At 69.7% G+C, this 21,786-nt stretch carries 17 protein-coding genes; 16 read left to right on the forward strand and 1 reads right to left on the reverse strand.

Annotated features, from left to right (window positions below):
- Positions 1-11 precede the first annotated feature (11 nt).
- The 14 genes from rsmH to lpxC all read left to right on the forward strand — a co-directional run bounded on the left by rsmH (position 12) and on the right by lpxC (position 17,189).
- Positions 12-1,124, forward strand: coding sequence for a 16S rRNA (cytosine(1402)-N(4))-methyltransferase RsmH (rsmH, locus tag CEK69_RS03600; RefSeq protein ID WP_152243975.1), 1,113 nt, complete (start codon positions 12-14; stop codon positions 1,122-1,124).
- Positions 1,121-1,384, forward strand: coding sequence for a cell division protein FtsL (ftsL, locus tag CEK69_RS03605; protein WP_009576670.1), 264 nt, complete (start codon positions 1,121-1,123; stop codon positions 1,382-1,384). Before rsmH ends, ftsL begins: the two co-directional genes overlap by 4 nt.
- A complete protein-coding gene (locus CEK69_RS03610) occupies positions 1,381-3,249 on the forward strand; it encodes a penicillin-binding transpeptidase domain-containing protein (RefSeq protein ID WP_043093186.1) in 1,869 nt (622 codons plus the stop codon). Before ftsL ends, CEK69_RS03610 begins: the two co-directional genes overlap by 4 nt.
- A complete protein-coding gene (locus tag CEK69_RS03615; RefSeq protein ID WP_152243897.1) occupies positions 3,246-4,730 on the forward strand; it encodes a UDP-N-acetylmuramoyl-L-alanyl-D-glutamate--2,6-diaminopimelate ligase in 1,485 nt (494 codons plus the stop codon). Before CEK69_RS03610 ends, CEK69_RS03615 begins: the two co-directional genes overlap by 4 nt.
- Positions 4,727-6,262, forward strand: a complete 1,536-nt coding sequence (gene murF / locus CEK69_RS03620) for a UDP-N-acetylmuramoyl-tripeptide--D-alanyl-D-alanine ligase (protein WP_152243899.1) — start codon at positions 4,727-4,729, stop codon at positions 6,260-6,262. The genes CEK69_RS03615 and murF overlap by 4 nt, the downstream gene beginning before the upstream one ends.
- Positions 6,252-7,337, forward strand: a complete 1,086-nt coding sequence (gene mraY, locus CEK69_RS03625; protein WP_010344435.1) for a phospho-N-acetylmuramoyl-pentapeptide-transferase — start codon at positions 6,252-6,254, stop codon at positions 7,335-7,337. Before murF ends, mraY begins: the two co-directional genes overlap by 11 nt.
- Positions 7,337-8,659: a putative lipid II flippase FtsW gene (gene ftsW, locus CEK69_RS03630; RefSeq protein WP_152243901.1), complete on the forward strand. Its 1,323-nt coding sequence runs from the start codon at positions 7,337-7,339 to the stop codon at positions 8,657-8,659. Before mraY ends, ftsW begins: the two co-directional genes overlap by 1 nt.
- Positions 8,660-8,685: 26 nt before the next feature.
- Entirely contained in the window at positions 8,686-9,903 is a 1,218-nt protein-coding gene (gene murG / locus CEK69_RS03635) for an undecaprenyldiphospho-muramoylpentapeptide beta-N-acetylglucosaminyltransferase (protein ID WP_152243977.1), read from the forward strand.
- Positions 9,900-11,336 (forward strand): UDP-N-acetylmuramate--L-alanine ligase, encoded by a 1,437-nt coding sequence (gene murC, locus CEK69_RS03640; protein WP_010340124.1) that lies wholly within the window; start codon positions 9,900-9,902, stop codon positions 11,334-11,336. Before murG ends, murC begins: the two co-directional genes overlap by 4 nt.
- Positions 11,333-12,274 carry a D-alanine--D-alanine ligase gene (locus CEK69_RS03645; RefSeq protein ID WP_152243903.1) on the forward strand — a complete coding sequence of 314 codons (942 nt, stop codon included), beginning with the start codon at positions 11,333-11,335 and terminating at the stop codon, positions 12,272-12,274. The genes murC and CEK69_RS03645 overlap by 4 nt, the downstream gene beginning before the upstream one ends.
- A 121-nt stretch (positions 12,275-12,395) precedes the next feature.
- A complete protein-coding gene (locus tag CEK69_RS03655) occupies positions 12,396-13,250 on the forward strand; it encodes a cell division protein FtsQ/DivIB (protein WP_017912956.1) in 855 nt (284 codons plus the stop codon).
- On the forward strand, positions 13,247-14,482 hold the full coding sequence (gene ftsA, locus CEK69_RS03660; protein ID WP_010340121.1) for a cell division protein FtsA: 1,236 nt from the start codon (positions 13,247-13,249) through the stop codon (positions 14,480-14,482). Before CEK69_RS03655 ends, ftsA begins: the two co-directional genes overlap by 4 nt.
- Positions 14,483-14,795: 313 nt before the next feature.
- Positions 14,796-16,022 (forward strand): cell division protein FtsZ, encoded by a 1,227-nt coding sequence (gene ftsZ, locus CEK69_RS03665; protein ID WP_017912957.1) that lies wholly within the window; start codon positions 14,796-14,798, stop codon positions 16,020-16,022.
- Positions 16,023-16,274: 252 nt separating this feature from the next.
- Positions 16,275-17,189, forward strand: a complete 915-nt coding sequence (gene lpxC, locus CEK69_RS03670) for a UDP-3-O-acyl-N-acetylglucosamine deacetylase (RefSeq protein WP_010340119.1) — start codon at positions 16,275-16,277, stop codon at positions 17,187-17,189.
- A gap of 144 nt (positions 17,190-17,333) precedes the next feature.
- Here the strand turns inward: lpxC and CEK69_RS03675 are convergent, their stop codons facing one another.
- The gene (locus CEK69_RS03675) at positions 17,334-17,810 is read right to left on the reverse strand and encodes a DUF721 domain-containing protein (RefSeq protein WP_017909649.1); all 477 of its coding nucleotides are present in this window, start codon (positions 17,808-17,810) and stop codon (positions 17,334-17,336) included.
- A gap of 10 nt (positions 17,811-17,820) precedes the next feature.
- Here CEK69_RS03675 and CEK69_RS03680 point away from each other — a divergent pair, with 10 nt between their 5' ends.
- Both CEK69_RS03680 and secA read left to right on the forward strand, forming a co-directional pair.
- The gene (locus CEK69_RS03680) at positions 17,821-18,768 is read left to right on the forward strand and encodes a M23 family metallopeptidase (RefSeq protein ID WP_152243905.1); all 948 of its coding nucleotides are present in this window, start codon (positions 17,821-17,823) and stop codon (positions 18,766-18,768) included.
- A 163-nt stretch (positions 18,769-18,931) separates the two neighbouring features.
- A complete protein-coding gene (gene secA / locus CEK69_RS03685; protein WP_152243907.1) occupies positions 18,932-21,673 on the forward strand; it encodes a preprotein translocase subunit SecA in 2,742 nt (913 codons plus the stop codon).
- Positions 21,674-21,786: the final 113 nt, after the last annotated feature.

The raw sequence follows: 21,786 nt of genomic DNA on the forward strand, positions 1-21,786 counted from the left end.
GGGGTGTCCGGATGCGCGGACAGGCGCAGGCCGGTCACCTCCCGGTGTCGCAACCATCGGCGGCGCATCTGCCGGTGTTGTTCGCGCAGGTCCTGGACGGGCTGCAGGTGATCGAAAACGGAACCTATCTGGATGGCACGTTCGGGCGTGGCGGACACGCGCGCGGGGTGCTGCACAAACTCGGCCCAGGAGGCCGGCTGCTGGTGATGGACAAGGACCCCGAGGCGATCGCCGAAGCCGAACATGCGTTCGGCGGCGACGCGCGCGTGTCCATCTATCGCGGCAGCTTCGCCGAGCTGGGCCACTGGGACGCTGCCGTTGCCCTGGACGGAGTGCTGTTCGACCTGGGCGTGTCCTCGCCGCAGCTGGACGTGGCCGAACGCGGCTTCTCCTTCGGCAAGGACGGCCCGCTGGACATGCGCATGGACCCGGACGCCGGCGAGAGCGCGGCGCAGTGGCTGGCGCGCGCCGAGGAGCGCGAGATCGCCGACGTGCTGTGGACCTACGGCGAAGAGCGGCAGAGCCGGCGCATCGCCCGCGCCATCGTCGCCCGCCGCGAGAAGCAGCCGCTGACCCGCACCGCCGAACTGGCCGAGCTGATCGCCAGCGTGATGCCGCGCGGCGACAGCAAGACCCACCCGGCCACCCGCAGCTTCCAGGCCATCCGCATCCACATCAACCGCGAACTGGCCGATCTGGAAACCGGCCTGGACGCGGCGCTGGCCCGGCTCAAGCCCGGCGGCCGCCTGGCGGTGATCAGCTTCCACTCGCTGGAAGACCGCATCGTCAAGCAGTTCATGCAGCGCCACGCCAAGGCCCCGCCGAGCAACCGCCGCCTGCCCGAGGCCACGACCTTCGTGCCGACCCTGCGCCTGCACGGCGGCGCGATCAAGGCCGACGCCGACGAACTGGCGGTGAACCCGCGCGCGCGCAGCGCGGTGTTGCGAGTGGCGGAGAAGCTGGGAATCGGGAGTCGGGAATCGGGAATCGGTAAAGGCGAAAGCAAGAGCGCGCTTCCCGGGACGGAAGGTTTCCGTGTGCGGTCGACCGGCTCTTCCCCATTCCCCATTCCCGTTTCCCCATTCCCGCCGGCGCATGGCGCGCTCCACAGGAGCGCGTCATGAGCCGGCTGCTGCTGATCGTGCTGCTCGCCTGCACCATCGCCTCGGCGATCGGGGTGGTGTACATGCGCCATCGCCATCGCCAGTTGTTCGTGGAGCTGTCGCGGCTGGAGCACAACCGCGACGAGCTGAACATCGAGTTCGGCCGGCTGCAGCTGGAGCAGGCGACCTGGGCGGAGAGCAATCGCGTCGACCAGGTCGCGCGCGAGCGGCTGGGGATGAAGTTCCCCGAGACCGGCGACATCGTGGTGGTGCGTCCGTGAACAAGAGCGGCCGCAATCGCCCCCGCAGCAACTTCAACCTGCGCGGCCGCCTGGTGCTGGTCGGCGCGGCGCTGGGCCTGTGCTCGGTGACCCTGATCGGCCGCGCGGCCTACGTGCAGCTGATCAACAGCGACTTCTACCAGCGCCAGGGCGAAGCGCGCTACCTGCGCGAACTGCCGATCGCCACCTCGCGCGGCATGATCACCGACCGCAACGGCGAGCCGTTGGCGGTGTCCACGCCGGTGGAGTCGATCTGGGTCAATCCGCAGGAACTGCTGCGCAGCCCGGACCGCATCCCGCAGCTGGCGCAGGCGCTGGAACTGCCGGTCGACGAACTCACCGCCAAGCTCTCGCAGAAGGCGGACAAGGAGTTCATGTACCTCAAGCGCCGGATCAATCCGGACAAGGCGCATGCGGTGGTCGCGCTGGGCATCCCCGGCGTGTTCTCGCAGCGCGAATTCCGCCGCTTCTACCCGCAGGGCGAAGCGATGGCGCACGTGCTGGGCTTCACCAACATCGACGACCGCGGCCAGGAAGGACTGGAGCTGGCGTTCGATTCCTGGTTGCGCGGCAAGCCGGGCGCCAAGCGGGTGATCCGCGACCGCAAGGGCGCGATCGTCGAGAGCATCGACCTGGTCAAGCCGGCGCAGCCGGGCAAGGACCTGACCCTGAGCATCGACCGCCGCATCCAGTTCCTGGCCTACAAGGAACTGCGCAACGCGCTGGTCGAGAACAAGGCCGCCGGCGGCTCGATCGTGATCATGGACGTGGCCACCGGCGAGATCCTGGCCATGGTCAACCTGCCGACCTACAACCCCAACGCGGTCAACGGGGTCAACCCGGACGTGCGCCGCAACCGCGCGGTCACCGACTTGGTCGAGCCGGGCTCGACGATGAAGCCGCTGACCATCTCCACCGCGCTCAAGGCCGGGGTGGTGACCAAGGACACGCTGATCGACACCAACCCCGGCTACATGTCGGTGGGCCGCTTCACGATCAAGGACGTGCCGCGCAACAACGGCGTGCTGACCGTGACCGGGGTGATCACCCGCAGCTCCAACATCGGCGCGGCCAAGATCGCGGCCAAGCTGCCGGACCAGACCTTCTACGACCAGGTCCACAGCTACGGCTACGGCAGCTCCCCGCACAGCGGCTTCCCCGGCGAATCGGCCGGCGTGTTCCCGTCGCCGGCGCGCTGGAGCGGCTCCTCCAAGACCACCATGTCCTACGGCTACGGCCTGTCGGTGACGCCGCTGCAGATCGCCCGCGCCTACTGCGCGCTGGGCAACGGCGGGCGCCTGGTGACCCCGACTTTCGTCAAGGGCCAGCACGAGGACAGCAAGCAGGTGCTGGACCCGGCGATCTCCAAGGAAGTGGTGGCGATGATGGAGACCGTGGTCACCCAGGGCGGCGCCAAGGGCGCGGCGATCCTGGGCTACCACGTCGCCGGCAAGACCGGCACTGCGCGCAAGGCCGGCCCCGGCGGCTACGAGCGCGGCCACTACAACGCGCTGTTCGCGGGCCTGGTGCCGGCGAGCAACCCGCGCTTCGCCACGGTCATCGTGATCAACGACCCGCAGGGCGCCAAGTACTACGGCGGCCTGGTCTCGGCGCCGGTGTTCCACAACGTGATGGAAGGCGCGCTGCGGCTGATGGACGTGCCGCCGGACGACATCCAGTCGTGGCTGGCCGCGCAGGCCGCCGGCAAGAGCGGCCACGCGCCGCCGCCGGCGCCGGTGGAGCCGGATCCGGCGACCGTGCCCGACGCCGCCGCCGAAGTCGATGCCGCGCTGCCCAGCGCGCGCGCCGTGGCGCCGCCGGCGCCGGCCGCGTTGCCGGCCCCGCTGCAGGAGACCCGCCAGTGACCCGCGCGATGTCGCTGTCGCAACTGCTGCCGGGTGTGGCGCTGGCGCACGACGTGCAGGTGTCCGGGCTGGTCATGGACAGCCGCGCGGTGCGCCCGGGCGATGCCTTCGTGGCGATCGCCGGGTTCGGCGCGCACGGCCTGGGCTTCGTCGAACAGGCGCGCGCCAACGGCGCGGTCGCGGTGCTGTACGACCCGCCGGCCCCGGCCGAGCTGCCGGCGCCGGCCGACGCGATCGCGGTGCCGGGCCTGCGCGCGCGCATGGGCGCGATGGCCGACCAGTTCCACGGCCATCCGTCGCAGACCATGACCATGGTCGGGGTCACCGGCACCAACGGCAAGACCTCCACCGTGCAACTGCTGGCGCAGGCCTGGCACCTGCTGGGCACGCGCAGCGGCAGCATCGGCACGCTCGGCGCCGGCCTGTACGGGCAGGTGCAGCCGACCGGCTTCACCACGCCGCTGGTGCTGCCGCTGCACGCGCTGCTGGCGCAGCTGCGCGACGCCGGCGCGCAGGCGGTGGCGATGGAAGTCAGCTCGCACGCGCTCGACCAGGGCCGCGTGGACGCGGTGCATTTCGACGTGGCGGTGTTCACCAATCTCACCCGCGACCATCTCGACTACCACGGCGACATGGCCAGTTACGGCGCGGCCAAGGCGCGCCTGTTCGCCACGCCGGGGCTGAAGTCGGCGGTGGTCAACCTGGACGATGCGTTCGGCCGCGAACTGCTGGGCACGCTGGATCCGGCGCTGCGCCGCATCGCGGTCAGCTCGCGCGGCCAGGACGGCGCGCAGGTGCGCGCCGAGGCGCTGCGCCTGGACGCGCGCGGCATCGGTTTCACCCTGGCGATCGGCGAGGAGCGGCATCCGCTGCAGTCGCCGTTGCTGGGCCGTTTCAACGTCGACAACCTGCTGGCCGTGGCCGGCGCGCTGCACGCGCTGGACGTGGCGCCGGTGCGCATCGCCGCCATCCTGGCGCAGCTGCAGCCGATCCGCGGGCGCATGAACCGGCTCGGCGGCGATGGTGCGCAGCCGCTGGTGGTGGTCGACTACGCGCATACGCCCGACGCGCTGGAACAGGCGCTGCAGAGCCTGCGCGCGCACGCGCAGGGCCGCATTACCTGCGTGTTCGGCTGCGGCGGCGAGCGCGACACCGGCAAGCGCCCGCAGATGGCGGCGATCGCGCAGCGCCTGGCCGAGCGCGTGGTGGTCACCGACGACAACCCGCGTGGCGAGGACGGCGACCGTATCGTCGCTGACATCCTGGCCGGCTTCGACGGCATGCAGGCGGTGCAGGTGCAGCGCGACCGCGCGCAGGCGATCGCCATGGCGGTCGCCGACGCCGGCGCCGAGGACATCGTGCTGATCGCCGGCAAGGGCCACGAGCCGTACCAGGAGATCGCCGGCGTGCGCCATCCGTTCGACGACACTGAGGTCGCCGCGCAGGCCCTGCGCGCGCATGCGGCGGAGGCGGCCCGATGAAGCGCCTGCCGTTGTCGATGATCGCGCACTGGGCCGGCGTCGAGCTGCACGGCGACGACGTGGCGATCGATGCGATCAGTCACGACACCCGCAGCCTGGCCGCCGGCAGCCTGTACGTGGCGCTGCGCGGCGAGCGTTTCGATGGTCACGCCTTCGTCGCCGACGCCGCAACGCGCGGCGCCAGCGCGCTGCTGGTGGAGCGCGTGCAGCCGCAGATCGAACTGCCGCAGATCGTCGTCGCCGACACCCAGCTGGCGCTGGCGCGGATCGCCGCCGGCATGCAGCGCGGCCGCGCCACCCGCGTGGCCGCGATCACCGGCAGCAACGGCAAGACCAGTGTCAAGGCGCTGCTGCTGGCGATCCTGCAGCATGCCTGCCGCATCGACGGCGGCAGCGTCTACGCCAACCCCGGCAACCGCAACAACGAGATCGGCCTGCCGCTGGCGGTGATCGAGGCGCCGGACGACGCCGACTACGCGATCTACGAGATGGGCGCCGGCAAGCCGGGCGACATCGCCTATCTCACCGACATTGCGCCGCCGCAGGTGTCGCTGGTCAACAACATCGCCGCTGCGCACCTGGAGCGCATGGGCAGCCTGCTCGGCGTGGCGCAGACCAAGGGCGCGATCTACACCGCGCTGCCGGCCGACGGCACCGCGGTGATCAATGCCGACGACGCCTTCGGCCTGTGGTTCGAGCAGCGCCTGGCGAGCGGCGAGGCGCGGCCGCAGGTGCTGCGCTTCGGCCTGCAGCCGGGCGCCGAGGTCGGTGCCGCGCAGGTCCGCATGGCCGCCGACCGCACCCAGTTCGTGCTGACCACCCCGCGCGGCGACGTCGAGGCGACGCTGCCGTTGCCGGGCCGGCACAACCTGCAGAACGCCCTGGCCGCCGCCGCGCTGGCGCTGGCGCTGGACGTGGCGCCGGCGCGTATCGCCGCCGGCCTGGCGCAGGTGCAGCCGGTGCCGGGCCGGCAGATCACCCACACGCTGCCCAACGGCGCGGTGCTGATCGACGACAGCTACAACGCCAACCCCGGCTCGCTGGCTGCGGCGATCGACGCCCTGGCCGCGGCCGGCGGCGAGCGCTGGCTGGTGCTGGGCGACATGCGCGAACTCGGCGCCGGCGCCGAGGCGCTGCATGCCAGCGGCGGGCGCCGCGCGCGCGATGCCGGGCTGACCCGGCTGTACGCGCTCGGCCCGCTCAGCGCCCACGCCGCGCAGGCGTTCGGCGAGAACGGCCGCGTCTTCGACAGCCATGCGGCGCTGATCGAGGCGCTGCAGCGCGATCTGGCTGCGGTGGCCGGGAATCGGGAATCGGGAGCCGGGAATCGGCAAGAGCAGGATCAAGAGCAGGAAGTGAAGCAGATGCATGAGAACACCGGCGCGCCGTCCGATGGCGCGCTCCCACGGGTCCCGGGTCCCGGGTCCCGGGTCCCGGCCACGCTCCTGATCAAGGGCTCGCGCGGTAGCGCCATGGACACCGTGGTGCGTGCGCTGCTGAACCAGGCACAGGAGGCGCCGCATGCTGCTTGAACTCGCCCGCTGGCTGCAGCAGCTCGAAAGCATGTTCGGGCTGTTCGGCTATCTGACCTTCCGCGGCATCCTCGCGGCGCTGACCTCGCTGTTCCTGTCGCTGTGGCTGGGCCCGGCGGTGATCCGCAAGCTGGCGCAGTTCAAGGGCGGCCAGCCGATCCGCCAGGACGGCCCGCAGACCCACTTCTCCAAGGCCGGCACCCCGACCATGGGCGGCTCGCTGATCCTGCTCACCGTGCTGCTGTCGGTGCTCCTGTGGGGCGACCTGCGCAACCGCTACGTGTGGCTGGTGCTGGCGGTGATGCTGGCGTTCGGCGTGATCGGCTGGTACGACGACTGGATCAAGATCGTGCGCCGCGACCCGAACGGGCTGAAGTCGCGCTGGAAGTACCTGCTGCAGTCGATCTTCGGCCTGGCCGCGGGCCTGTTCCTGTACTACACCGCCGACGTGCCGGCGGCGATCACCTTCTACATCCCGATGTTCAAGTCGATCGCGCTGCCGCTGGCCGGGATCAGTTTCGTCGCCATCGCCTATTTCTGGATCGTCGGCTTCTCCAACGCGGTCAACCTGACCGACGGCCTGGACGGCCTGGCGATCATGCCGACGGTGCTGGTGGCCTGCGCGCTGGGCGTGTTCGCCTATGCCTCGGGCAACGCGGTGTTCTCGGCCTACCTGAAGATCCCAACCATTCCCGGCGCCGGCGAGCTGATCATCATCTGCGCGGCGATCGCCGGCGCGGGCCTGGGCTTCCTGTGGTTTAACACCTACCCGGCGATGGTGTTCATGGGCGACATCGGCGCGCTGGCGCTGGGCGCGGTGCTGGGCACCATCGCGGTGATCGTGCGCCAGGAACTGGTGCTGGTGATCATGGGCGGCGTGTTCGTCATCGAGACGCTGTCGGTGATGATCCAGGTCGCCTCGTTCAAGCTCACCGGCAAGCGCGTGTTCCGCATGGCGCCGATCCACCACCACTTCGAGCTGAAGGGCTGGCCGGAGCCGCGGGTGATCGTGCGCTTCTGGATCATTTCGGTGGTGCTGGTGCTGGTCGGCCTGGCCACGTTGAAGGTGCGCTGATGAACGACCCCGCCCGCCAAGCGACCCGCCTGGAGGCCATCGGTGGCCGCTACGACCCGTGGCTGCTCGGCGCCGCGGTGGCGCTGGCGTCGCTGGGCGTGGTCATGGTCGGCTCCAGCTCGATCGAGCTGACCACCAGCCCGTTCTACTACCTGAGCCGTCACCTGCTGTTCCTGGCCGGCGGTGTCGGCCTGGCGATCTGGGCGATGCGCACCGAGCTGAAGAACATCGAGCAGTACAACCAGTTGCTGCTGCTGGCCTGCTTCGGCCTGCTGCTGGTGGTGTTCGTGCCCGGGCTGGGCAGCACCGTCAACGGCGCGCGGCGCTGGATCAACCTGGGCATCTCGCGTTTCCAGACCGTGGAAGCGGTGAAGGTGCTGTACATCGTGTGGCTGTCCAGCTACCTGGTGCGCTTCCGCGACGAGGTCAACGCGACCTGGCCGGCGATGCTCAAGCCGCTGGGCGTGGCGGTGGCGCTGGTCGGCCTGCTGCTGCTGCAGCCGGACTTCGGTTCCTCCACGCTGCTGCTGGCGATCACCGCCGGCATGCTGGTGCTGGGCGGGGTGAATCTGCCGCGCATGTCGATGCCGATCGTGATCGGCCTGCCGGTGTTCGCCTTCATCGCGATCCTCGAGCCGTACCGCCTGCGCCGCATCACCTCCTTCCTCGATCCGTGGGCCGACCAGCTCGGCTCCGGCTACCAGCTGTCCAACGCGCTGATGGCGGTGGGCCGCGGCGAACTGTTCGGGGTCGGCCTGGGCGGTTCGGTGCAGAAGCTCAACTACCTGCCGGAAGCGCACACCGACTTCATTTTCTCGGTCATCGCCGAGGAACTGGGCTTCGTCGGCGTGTGCCTGATCATTTCCCTGTACGCGCTGCTGGTCGGCCGCGCGTTCTGGCTGGGCATGCGCTGCGTGGAAATGAAGCGCCACTTCTCCGGCTACATCGCCTTCGGCATCGGCCTGTGGATCAGCCTGCAGAGCTTCGTCTCGGTCGGCGTGAACCTGGGCATCCTGCCGACCAAGGGCCTGACCCTGCCGCTGATCTCCGCCGGTGGTTCCAGCGTGCTGATGACTTGCGTGGCGATGGGCCTGCTGCTGCGCGTGTCCTACGAACTCAACCGCGCCGAGCGCCAGGTGGCGCTGGTGCGCAGCGACGCGGCGATGCCGGTCAAGCAGACCGTGGACAACGCCGAGGACTTGCGCGCCGCGCGCGAGGCCAGCGCCAGCGCGGTCGCCGCGGCGATCCAGGGCGGCACCCCGGGGCGCGGCACCAGCCGCATGCAGCCGCGCGTGGAACCCACCTTCGGGAGGCTCGGATGAGCGCGGTGCAGGGCGATCGTCCGGTGATGATCCTCGCCGGCGGCACCGGCGGGCACATCTTCCCCGCGCTGGCCGTGGCCAAGGTGCTGCGCGCGCGCGGCGTGCCGGTGGTGTGGCTGGGCGCGGCCGGGCGCATGGAAACGCGGCTGGTGCCGGAACACGGCATCGAGCTGGACACCATCGAGATCGGTGGGCTGCGCGGCAAGGGCGTTCTGGCCCTGTTCGGTGCGCCGGTGCGGGTGATGCGCGCCGTGCGCGCCGCCGGCTTCGTGCTGCGCCGGCGTGCGCCGCGCGCGGTGATCAGCTTCGGCGGCTTCGCGGCCGGCCCCGGCGGCCTGGCCGCGCGCCTGCTCAAGCTGCCGCTGCTGGTGCACGAACAGAACCGCGCGCCGGGCCTGACCAACAAGGTGCTGGCGCGGGTCGCACGGCGCGTGCTGACCGGCTTCCCCGGCAGCTTCGCCACGCGCGAGGAAGCGGTGGGCAACCCGGTGCGCGCCGAGATCGCCGCGCTGGCGCCGCCGGCGCAGCGCCTGACTGCGCGCCACGGCGCGCCGCGGCTGCTGGTGCTGGGCGGCAGCCAGGGCGCGCGCGTGCTCAACCAGGCGTTGCCGCAGGCGCTGGCCGCGCTCGGCACGGCCGTAGAAGTGCGCCATCAGTGCGGCGAAGCGCTGCGCGAGGAAGCCGCGCGCGCCTACGCCGACGCCGGCGTCGCGGCCAGCGTCGAAGCCTTCATCGGCGACATGGCCGCCGCCTACGCCTGGGCCGACCTGGTGGTGTGCCGCGCCGGCGCCTCGACCCTGGCCGAACTGTGCGCGGTCGGCATCGGCAGCGTGCTGGTGCCGTTCGCCGCCGCCGTCGACGACCACCAGACCCGCAACGCCGAATACCTGGTCGAGCGCGGCGCCGCCGTGCTGCTGAAGCAGGACGACGCCCTGGCCGGCCGCCTGCAGCGCGTGCTGCGCGACCTGCTGGCGCAGCCCGCGCAGCGCCTGGCCATGGCCGAGGCCGCGCGCCAGCTGGCCAAGCCGGATGCGGCCGAGCGGATTGCGGACATTGTGTTGGAAGAAGCCGGGAATGGAGAACCGGGAATGGGGAATGGGTACAAGCACAATCAAGGGCAGAATCACGCAGTGACACACGCAGACACGAACACGCGACAGGCACGGATCGCTGCCGCTGCCGCGCTTCTTCCAATTCCCGATTCCCGTTTCCCCATTCCCGCCTCCGCAGGAGGCCAGCAATGATCCGCCGTCTCCACGACACCGGCGATCTGGTCCGCGCGTTCCCGCGCGTGCACTTCGTCGGCATCGGCGGCACCGGCATGAGCGGCATCGCCGAGGTCATGCTGACCCTGGGCTATGAGGTCTCCGGTTCGGACAACGCCGACAATGCGGCGACCCGACGCCTGGTCAAGCTCGGCGCGCGGGTGATGCGCGGGCACTCGGCGGCCAACGTGCTCGGTACCGACTGCGTGGTGGTGTCCAGCGCGATCCGCGAGGACAACCCGGAACTGATGGAGGCGCGCAGCCAGCGCATTCCGATCATGCCGCGCGCGGCGATGCTGGCCGAACTGATGCGCTTCCGCCGCGGCATCGCGGTGGCCGGCACCCACGGCAAGACCACCACCACCAGCCTGGCCGCGGCGGTGCTCAGCGAAGGCGGGCTGGACCCGACCTTCGTGATCGGCGGGCAGCTGCTCGCCGCCGGCGCCAACGCCAAGCTCGGCGGCGGCCAGTGGCTGGTGGCCGAGGCCGACGAGAGCGACGGCAGCTTCCTGCGCCTGAACCCGTTGATCTCGGTCATCACCAACATCGATGCCGATCACCTGGAGAACTACGGCAACGACTTCGCCCGGGTCCAGGCGGCATTCGCCGAGTTCCTGCAGCGCCTGCCGTTCTACGGCCTGGCGGTGCTGTGCATCGACGATCCGGAAGTGGCCGCGCTGGCGGCGAAGACCCCGCGCCATGTGATGAGCTACGGGCTCAGCGAGAACGCCGACGTGCGCGCCGAGGACGTGGTGCAGGATGGTCCACGCATGCGCTTCACCCTGCGCCTGCCGGAAGGCAGCAGCATCCCGGTGACCCTGGCGCTGCCGGGCCGGCACAACGTGCTCAACGCGCTGGCCGCCGCCGCCATCGGCTGGCAGCTGGGCGTGGCGCCGGAGGCGATCGCCAGCGCGCTGCAGAGCTTCGCCGGCATCGGCCGCCGCTTCAACGACCTGGGCGAAGTGACCACCGCCGGCGGCGCGCGCGTGCGCGTGGTCGACGACTACGGTCACCACCCGCGCGAGCTGGCCGCGGTGTTCGCCGCCGCCCGCGGCGGCTGGCCGGACAAGCGCCTGGTGGTCGCGTTCCAGCCGCATCGCTACAGCCGCACCCGCGACCAGTTCGACGCCTTCGCCGCGGTGCTGTCGGAAGTGGACGCGCTGGTGCTCAGCGAGGTCTACCCGGCCGGCGAGGCGCCGATCCCGGGCGCAGACGCGCGCTCGCTGGCGCGCGCGATCCGCGCGCGCGGCCGCAGCGAACCGGTGGTGGTCGGCCAGGTCGGCGAACTCGACAGCGTGCTGCCGGACGTGCTGCAGGACGGCGACCTGCTGCTGATGATGGGCGCGGGCGACATCGGTTACGTGGCCCAGCACATCGCCCAGCACGGCTTCGCCGGCGGAGCCGACGCATGAGCGCGCAGACCCTGCCGCCGCCGCGCGTCACCGACCCGGCCGCGTTCGGCCGCGTCGCCGTGCTGCTCGGCGGCACGTCCAGCGAACGCGAGGTGTCGCTGAACTCCGGCGCCAACGTGCTCGAGGCGCTGCGCAGCCGTGGCGTCGACGCGCAGCCGGTGGACGGCATTCCCGCCTTGCTCGAGCGCATCCGCGCCGGCGAAGTCGATCGCGTGTTCAACATCCTGCACGGCGGCGACGGCGAGAACGGCGTGCTGCAGGGCCTGCTGCGCGCGCTGCAGGTGCCGTTCACCGGCCCCGACGTGCTCGGTAGCGCGCTGACCCTGGACAAGATCCGCACCAAGCAGGTGTGGATCGCCGCCGGCCTGCCGACCCCGGGCTTCGCCCGCATCGACGCCCAGGCCGACCTGGCCGCGGCCGCCGCCGCGCTGGGCTACCCGCTGTTCGTCAAGCCCGCCTGCGAAGGCTCCAGCGTCGGCGTGTTCCGCGTGCTGTCCGAGGCCGACCTGGCGCCGGTGCGCGCCTTCGCCGCCGAGTACCGCGGCGAACTGCTGATGGAGCAGATGGTGCAGGGCGAGGAGTACACCGTCGGCATCCTCGGCGACGTCGCGCTGCCGTCGATCCGCATTGTCCCGGCCGGCGACTGGTACGACTACCACGCAAAGTACATCGCCGAGGACACCCAGTATCTGTGCCCGGGCATGCAGGGCGAGGACGAGACCGAGATCCGCCAGCTCGCGCTGCAGGCCTTCGCCGCGGCCGGCTGCAGCGGCTGGGGCCGCGTGGACGTGATGCGCGACCGCGTGCGCGGCCTGCAACTGATCGAGGTCAACACCGCCCCGGGCATGACCAGCCATTCGCTGGTGCCCAAGGCCGCGGCGCAGCTGGGCGTGGATTTCGCCGGCCTGTGCTGGCGCATCCTGGAGCAGACGCTGTGACGCCGGGAATCGGAAATCGGGAATCGGGAATGGGCAAGAGCGGTGCCGCGTGCGCGGCCGCTTGTGCCTTCCCCATTCCCCATTCCCGATTCCCCATTCCCGCGCACCCGAAGGTGCGCGCATGAACGCCTCCCTGCGCATCCTCGCCTGGCTGCTGGCGCTGGCCCTGGTCGCGCTGCCGATCGTGGCCGTGCTCAACGGCTGGGTCGGGGCCGAGCGCTGGCCGCTGAGCCGGCTGCAGGTGAGCGGCGATTTCAAGCGCGTGTCCGCCGAGCAGTTGCGCCAGGTGGTGCTGCCGTATGCGCGCCGTGGTTTCTTCGCGGTGCGTCTGCAGGATGCGCAGGACGCGATCGAGCGCCTGCCGTGGGTGGAGAGCGCGCGCGTGCGCAAGCGCTGGCCGGACGTGCTGGAAGTGCGCGTCGTCGAACACCGCCCGTTCGCGCGCTGGGGTGCGGACCGCATGCTGTCCGAGCAGGGCCGCATCTTCGCCCTGCCCAACGAACTGCGCGACGTGGCGCTGCCGCATCTGGCCGGCCCGGACGCCAAGGCCGCCGACGTGGTCGCGCTGTACAACACCTCGCGCGCACTGTTCGCGCCGGTGGGTTTGCCGGTGCAGGGCGTGGCCCTGGACGCGCGCGGCAGCTGGTCGCTGGCGCTGGGCAACGGCGTGCAGGTGGTGGTCGGCCGCGACGACGCGCGCGCCCGCCTGGAGCGCTTCGCCCGGGTGCTGCCGCAATTGCTGCAGCCGGGCCAGCCGCCGCTGGCGCGCGCCGATCTGCGCTACACCAACGGATTCACCGTGGCATGGGTACCCGAGAGCAAAGAGCCGAGTAAGGAGCCGGGCAAGGAGAAGAAGCCCGCGGCGCCGGCCCAGCCCGCGCGGCACGCGGCACTGGCCGACCCTCCATCCCATCGCGAGAGCCCGCTCTTCTCCCTTCCCCATTCCCGATTCTCTATTCCCGGCTCCAAGACATGAACCGCAAAGGCGACAAATCCCTCATCGTTGGACTGGACATCGGCACCTCCAAGGTCGTCGCGCTGGTCGGCGAATACTCGCCCGGCAACCCGATCGAGGTGATCGGCATCGGTTCGCACGAATCGCGCGGGCTCAAGCGCGGCGTGGTGGTGGACATCGAATCCACCGTGCAGTCGATCCAGCGCGCGATCGAGGAAGCCGAGCTGATGGCCGGCTGCGAGATCCGCTCGGTGTACGCGTCGATCTCCGGCAATCACGTGCAGTGCAAGAACTCGCCGGGCATCGTGCCGATCCGCGACGGCGAGGTGACCTGGAACGACCTGGACCGCGTGCTGGAAGCGGCCAAGGCGGTGGCGATCCCGGCCGACCAGCGCATCCTCCACGCGATCCCGCGCGAGTACGTGCTGGACGATTCGCAGGAAGGCATCCGCAACCCGGTCGGCATGACCGGCGTGCGCCTGGAAGTGCACGCGCACCTGGTGGTGTGCGCGCAGTCGGCCGCGGCCAACATCAGCAAGTGCGTGCAGCGCTGCGGCCTGCAGGTGGACGATCTGATCCTGTCCTCGCTGGCGTCCTCGGTGGCGGTGCTGACCGCCGACGAGCGCGAGCTGGGCGTGGTGCTGGTGGACATGGGCGCCGGCACCACCGACCTGGCGGTGTTCGTGCAGGGCGCGATCTGCCACACCGCCTCGCTGCCGATCGCCGGCGACCACGTCACCAACGACATCGCGCACATGCTGCGCACGCCGACCCCGGAAGCCGAGCAGATCAAGGTGCGCTACGCCTGCGCGCTGGCGCAGCTGGCCACCGCGGAAGAAAGCATCCAGGTGCCCAGCGTCGGCGACCGCCCGCCGCGGCGCATGCCGCGCCATTCGCTGGCGCAGGCGGTGCAGGGCCGCTACGAGGAAATCTTCGAGATGGTGCAGGCGGAACTGCGCCGCTCCGGCTTCGAGGAACTGGTGCGCGCCGGCATGGTGCTGACCGGCGGCGCCTCGAAGATGGAAGGCGTGGTCGAACTGGCCGAGGAAATGGTGCAGATGCCGGTGCGCGTGGGCATTCCCCAGCACGTCACCGGCCTGGGCGAAGTCGTCGGCAACCCGGTCCACGCCACCGGCGTGGGCCTGCTGCTGATGGGCAGCCAGATCGAACACCCGCGCCGCCCGTCGCTGCCGACCGGCCGCGCCGGCAGCTTGTTCAAGAAATTGAAGAACTGGTATCGCGGCGAGTTTTGAGAGCCGGGAATGGTGAATCGGGAATTGGGAATGGGTAAGAGCAAAAGCAAAGGCAAAGGCAAAGGCAAAGGCAGTGCTGCGGTGAGATCGGTGGAGAGCGGTGAGAGAAGGTAGATAGGCGTGGTTTTTTTGCAATTCCGCTGAGGAAAAGGTCCCGGGCTGGAGACGCGCTGTTGCGAGTCCCCACTCCCGATTCCCCATTCCCAGCTTCCAAACAACAACACTCGCCGAAATGCGGGTGTCGGGACAGCGAACGGAGCGATCCGATTCCCCATTCCCGATTCCCCATTCACGGCTCAAAGAGGAAACGGACATGGCGCATTTCGAACTGATTGAAAAGATGGCACCCAATGCAGTGATCAAGGTGGTCGGCGTGGGCGGCGGCGGCGGCAACGCGGTCGCGCACATGGTCAGCAGCAGCGTGGACGGCGTGGAGTTCATCACCGCCAACACCGACTCGCAGGCGATCAAGAACTGCGGCGCCAAGCTGCAGCTGCAGCTCGGCACCAACGTCACCAAGGGCCTGGGCGCGGGCGCGAACCCGGAAGTCGGCCGCCAGGCCGCGCTGGAAGACCGCGAGCGCATCATGGACGCGCTGCAGGGCGCGGACATGGTGTTCATCACCGCCGGCATGGGCGGCGGCACCGGCACCGGCGCCGCGCCGGTGGTGGCGCAGCTGGCCAAGGAAATGGGCATCCTGACCGTGGCCGTGGTCACCAAGCCGTTCCCGTTCGAAGGCCGCCGCCGCATGCAGGTGGCGCTGAAGGGCATCGAGGAACTGAGCCAGCACTGCGACTCGCTGATCACCATTCCGAATGAAAAGCTGATCACCGTGCTCGGCCGCAACGCCACCATGATCCAGGCGTTCCGCGCCGCCAACGACGTGCTGCAGGGCGCGGTGCAGGGCATCGCCGACCTGATCGTGCGTCCGGGCCTGATCAACGTCGACTTCGCCGACGTGCGCACCGTGATGTCGGAAATGGGCCTGGCGATGATGGGCACCGGCTCGGCCCGCGGCGACGACCGCGCGCAGGCCGCCGCCGAAGCGGCGATCCAGAACCCGCTGCTGGACGACGTCAACCTGGCCGGCGCCAACGGCATCCTGGTCAACATCACCGCCGGCCCGGACTTCACCATGGCCGAGTTTGACGAGATCGGCCGCACCATCGAAGGCTTCTCCTCCGAGGACGCCACCGTGGTGGTCGGCACCGTGCTGGATCCGGACATGCAGGACGAAGTGCGCGTGACCGTGGTCGCCACCGGCCTGAACCGTGCGGTGTCGCGCCAGTCGCAGCGTCCGGAGCAGCGTGCGCCGATCAAGCTGGTGCGCAACGCCACCACCGGCCAGCCGGAGTTCGGCGACTTCGAGCACGGCGGCGACGCCGTGTCCAAGGCGGTCGGCGGTGCGATGGGCCTGGGCCTGCGTCGTCCGAGCGGCGAGTCGATGAGCACCGCGGCGTCCGCCCCGGCGCCGGCCGCGGCCGACCTGCCGAGCGACTACCTGGACATCCCGGCGTTCCTGCGCCGTCAGGCCGACTGAGGTCTGCATCATCGGCCGGCGCGCGCGCCGGCCCGCAACACCGCCGTCCGGGAGCGCCTCCCTGGCCGGCGCGCCGTGTCCCTTGCTGCCGGGTCCCCGCGACCCGGCAGGTTTTTGCGACCGCGACGCCGGAACGGGCCAGCGTTGCACCGATGGGATGCTGTGACCGCTTTGTTAAAATTTAGCTAAACGCGTGATATTCTCGTTGTCTGTTCAGTTCCCGTGCGAACAGACGTTCCCAGACTGTCTGCCATGACCCAGCAACGCACCCTCAAGAACACGATCCGCGCCACCGGCGTGGGCCTGCACAGCGGCGACAAGGTCTACATGACCCTGCGCCCCGCACCGGCCGACCACGGCATCGTGTTCCGACGCGTGGACCTGGATCCGGCGGTGGACGTGCCGGCCGATGCCGAGCTGGTCACCGAGACCACGCTGTGCACCGGCCTGAGCCGCGGCCAGGCCAAGATCCAGACGGTGGAGCACCTGATGTCGGCGATGGCCGGCCTCGGCGTGGACAACGCCATCGTCGAACTGTCCTCGGCCGAACTGCCGATCATGGACGGCTCGGCCGGTCCGTTCGTGTTCCTGCTGCAGTCGGCGGGCATCGTCGAGCAGGACAAGGCCAAGCGCTTCATCCGCATCAAGCGCGAGGTCGAAGTGCGCGACGGCGACAAGATCGCCCGTTTCGTGCCCTACGACGGCGGCTACAAGCTCGGTTTCACCATCCAGTTCGACCACCCGATGATCCCGGCCAAGCAGTCGCGCCAGGAGATCGAGTTCTCGACGATGGCCTACATCAAGGAAATCTCCCGCGCGCGCACCTTCGGCTTCATGCGCGACCTGGAGTACATGCGCGAGCGCAACCTCGGCCTCGGCGGTTCGATGGACAACGCCATCGTGCTCGACGAGTTCCGCGTGCTCAACGACGACGGCCTGCGCTACGCCGACGAGTTCGTGCGCCACAAGATCCTCGATGCGATCGGCGACCTGTACCTCGCCGGCGGTGCCATCCTCGGCGCCTACGAGGGCTACAAGTCCGGTCACGCACTGAACAACAAGCTGGTCCGTGCCCTGCTCGCCGAACAGGCGGCCTGGGAGTGGGTCAGCTTCGAATCCGCCGCGCAGCAGGCGCCGGTGGCTTACGGGGCGGCGGCTTACGCCTGAACCGTTCAACCCGGTGACGGCCGGGTGGGTATCACGGAATCGGCAATCGGCCGTTCCTTCTTCTCCCCTTAACGCCGATTTAACGAATCGGTAACGACCTCGCGCCCGACGCCCGCTAGGATGCGTCGGTCGCGGCGTGCGTGTCTACGTACGTCGACGGCCACGGTCGGAGCCCGTGGTCGCATCGGGCGTCGCGGAGACGACGTCCTGCAGGGAAGCCAGGGCCTCGCGCAACCCCTTGTGCGTGGCCGCAGAAACCGGAGCCGGCGTGCTTCTTGCCTGCTGCATTGGGGAATGCGCGGGTGCAGTCGCAGTCTTGACGGTCACTTTGGTGGCTTTCAGCCCGAGGGAACGGGCCGCAGCAAGGATGTCGGCCTCGGCCAGCCTGACCCGGGCGTGCCAGACCGGAGACTCAACGAGAAAAACGAGCTGTTCGCCGTTCACATTGGCCAACCGGCAACGGGGCGCCAGGTTCGGCGGCAGATGGGGGCGTAACTGCCGGTCCAGCGCGTCGAGCCACAGGGCGCGGCGCAACGGGTCGCCCGCCTTGTCCGCCAGTGCGGCGTCCAGCGCCGGCTGCGGCGTGGCGGTATGGCCTTCGCCGGACTTTCGCTTAGACATGAAAACTCATATGACGTTCAAGAAGATCGTAATCCGTTCCAGTGAAAAGGGGGTCAAGACGTTGCCGTGGCGATTGCGCGAATTCGCCGATCGTCGCCCCCTCGCCGCGCTCGGTGCGGTGCTCGGCCTCGGCATGGTACTCGGCATCGGCGTCAGCGCCGCAGCCGGATGGGGTGGTTCGGCGCAGATGCGCGCCAAGCTCGAGCGGCAGGACCAGGAACTGGCGCAGGTGCGCCGCGACGCGCAGACCCAGGTCAACGCCCTGGCGGCGCGGCTGGGCGAACTGCAGGCGCAGGCGACCCGGCTCAACGCGCTCGGCGATCGCCTGACCCGCATGGGCAAGCTGCAGGACGGCGAGTTCGATTTCGACCAGCCGGTCGGCGTCGGTGGCGGCGACGACGAACCCAGCCACGACATGCCCGCGCAGCATCTCGGCAAGGAACTGGACGGGCTGCAGCAGCAGTTCGCCACCTCCGGCCAGCAGCTGTCGGTGCTGGAATCGCTGCTGTTCGACCACCAGCTGGACCAGAACGCGGTGCCTTCGCGGATGCCGATCCGCAACAGCTACATCACCTCGGCCTTCGGCGGCCGCGCCGATCCGTTCGGCCGCGGCACCGGCAATCACAAGGGCATCGACTTCCACGCCAACGTCGGCGATCCGGTGCTGGCGGTGGCCGACGGCGTGGTCAGCTACGCCGGCGTGCGCGGCGGCTACGGCAACGTGGTCGAGGTCGACCACGGCAATGGCTATGTCACCCGTTACGCGCACAATTCGCGGCTGTCGGTGAAGGTCGGCGACCTGGTGCGGGTCGGCCAGGAAGTGGCCAAGGCCGGCTCCACCGGCCGTTCCACCGGCGCCCACGTGCATTTCGAGGTCTGGAAGGACGGGGTGGTGGTGAACCCGGCCAAGTTCCTCGGCGATGGCGCCATTCCGGTGGGCCGCCGCGGCCGTGGCTGAGCCGCGCGGGGGCTGGCGTGCCGGCGCTTGAATCGCCGGGCGCCGCCCCAAGCTACAATGTGCTTTGCCATCGACAGGGCGCCTCGCGCCCTGTTTCGTTTGCGGTCCGTCGATTCCCTGGGGATCGGGCCGTCGAGGCGTTCCTTTCCAACCGGTTCCTTCAATGATCAACAGTCTGCTTACTCGCGTTTTCGGTAGCCGCAACGAGCGCCAACTGCGCCAGCTCCACCGTATCGTCGCCAAGATCAATGCGCTGGAGCCGGAGATGGAGCAGCTCTCCGACGAGCAGCTGCAGGCCAAGACCCCGGAACTGCGTGGGCGCATCGCCGGCGGCGAGACCCTGGACAAGGTGCTGCCGGAAGCGTTCGCGGTGTGCCGCGAGGCCAGCCGACGCGTGCTGGGCATGCGCCACTACGACGTGCAGTTGATCGGCGGCATGGTCCTGCACCTGGGCAAGATCGCGGAAATGCGCACCGGCGAGGGCAAGACCCTGGTCGCGACGCTGCCGGTGTACCTCAACGCGCTTGAAGACAAGGGCGTGCACGTGGTCACCGTCAACGACTACCTGGCGCGCCGCGACGCCGCGCAGATGGGCAAGCTGTACAACTGGCTGGGCCTGAGCGTGGGCGTGGTGTACCCGGGCATGCCGCACAGCGACAAGCACGCCGCCTACGCCGCCGACATCACCTACGGCACCAACAACGAATTCGGCTTCGACTACCTGCGCGACAACATGGCGCTGTCCAAGGCCGACCGCTTCCAGCGCGGCCTCAACTACGCCATCGTCGACGAGGTCGACTCGATCCTGATCGACGAAGCGCGTACCCCGCTGATCATCTCCGGCCCGGCCGACGAGTCGCCGGAGCTGTACATCCGCGTCAACCGCATCGTGCCGCAGCTGGTCAAGCAGGAGTCGGAAGAGGGCGAGGGCGACTTCTGGGTCGACGAGAAGGGCAAGCAGGTGCACCTGTCCGAAGCGGGCATGGAGCACGCCGAAGAACTGCTGCGCGCCGCCGGCATCCTCACCGACGAGGAAGACCGCCTGTACGGCGCGCAGAACCTGAGCGTGGTCCACCACCTCAACGCGGCGCTGCGCGCACACGCGATCTACCAGCGCGACGTCGATTACATCGTGCGCGACGGCGAGGTGGTGATCGTCGACGAGTTCACCGGCCGCACCCTGCCGGGCCGCCGTTGGTCCGACGGCCTGCACCAGGCGGTGGAGGCGAAGGAAGGCGTGCCGGTGCAGCGCGAGAACCAGACGCTGGCCAGCATCACCTTCCAGAACCTGTTCCGCATGTACAAGAAGCTGTCCGGCATGACCGGTACGGCCGATACCGAAGCCTACGAGTTCCAGAGCATCTACGGCCTGGAAGTGGTGGTGATCCCGACCAACCGCCCGACCATCCGCAAGGACTGGCCGGACCAGGTGTTCCTCAACCGCCAGGGCAAGTTCAACGCGGTGCTGGCCGACATCGAGGACTGCGCCAAGCGCGGCCAGCCGGTGCTGGTCGGCACCACCTCGATCGAGACCTCGGAGATGCTGTCCGAGCACCTGCGCAAGGCGGGCGTGAAGCACGAAGTGCTCAACGCCAAGCAGCACGAGCGCGAAGCGCAGATCGTCGCCAACGCCGGCCAGCCGGGCGCGGTGACCATCGCCACCAACATGGCCGGCCGCGGTACCGACATCGTGCTCGGCGGCTCGCTGGAAGCCGAACTGCACGCGCTGGGCGAGGAGCTTGATGACGCGACGCGCGCGCGTCTGAAGGCGGCCTGGCAGGAGCGCCACGACGCGGTCAAGGCCGCCGGCGGCCTGCACATCATCGGCACCGAGCGCCACGAGTCGCGGCGTATCGACAACCAGCTGCGCGGCCGTTCCGGCCGCCAGGGCGACCCGGGTTCCTCGCGGTTCTACCTGTCGCTGGAAGACAACCTGATGCGCATCTTCGCCTCCGACTGGGTGCAGAAGGCGATGCGCATGATGGGCATGAAGGAAGACGACGTCATCGAGGACAAGCTGGTCAGCCGGCAGATCGAGAAGGCACAGCGCAAGGTCGAGGCGCACAACTTCGACATCCGCAAGAACCTGCTCGACTTCGACGACGTCAACAACGACCAGCGCAAGGTGATCTACGCCCAGCGCGACGAACTGCTGGACGCCGAGTCGGTCAAGGAGAACGTCGACGGCATCCGCGACGACGTGATCTACGACATCGTCTCGCGCTTCGTGCCGCCGAACTCGGTGGACGACCAGTGGGACCTGCCGGGCCTGGAAGCCACGCTGGCCAACGAACTCGGCCTGTCGCTGTCGATCACCGACCTGGTCAAGCGCCACGAGGAACTGGACGCGGACGGTATCGTCGAGAAGGTGCGCGAGGAAGTGGACCGCCATTTCCGCGAGAAGGAATCGGCGATCGGCGGCGAGACCATGCGCGCGCTGGAGAAGCACGTGATGCTGACCGTGCTCGACCAGAGCTGGAAGGAGCATCTGGCGCGCATGGACTACCTGCGCCAGGGCATCCACCTGCGCGGCTACGCGCAGAAGCAGCCCAAGCAGGAATACAAGAAGGAAGCGTTCGAGCTGTTCTCGGAGATGCTGGAGCACGCCAAGCGCGAAGTGGTGACCCTGCTGGCGCGGGTGCGCATCCGCAGCGAGGAGGAAGTGGCCGCGCTCGAAGCGCAGGAGCGCCAGCAGGTGGAGGCGCAGTTGCGCCAGGCCCAGTTCCAGCACCAGGATGCCGGCGGTTACGGCGCCGACGAGGAAGCCGAGCAGGTGCAGCGCGGCGAGGCGGGTGCGCCGACCGTGGCGCAGGTGACCCGCGAAGCGCCGAAGGTCGGTCGCAACGATCCGTGCCCCTGCGGCAGTGGCAAGAAGTACAAGCACTGCCACGGCCAGCTGAGCTGAGCCTGGCGTTGCGCGGAGCGCTGCGCAATCGCGTGGCGGCTCCGCATTCGGCGTCGCACGCTGTGGGTGCCGGGGCGCCAGCCATGACACCCCCACGCCGGCTCGTGCACTCC

It is taken from the genome of Xanthomonas sp. LMG 12462, assembly GCF_009192885.1.
In the GTDB taxonomy this organism is placed as follows: Bacteria; Pseudomonadota; Gammaproteobacteria; order Xanthomonadales; family Xanthomonadaceae; genus Xanthomonas_A; species Xanthomonas_A sontii.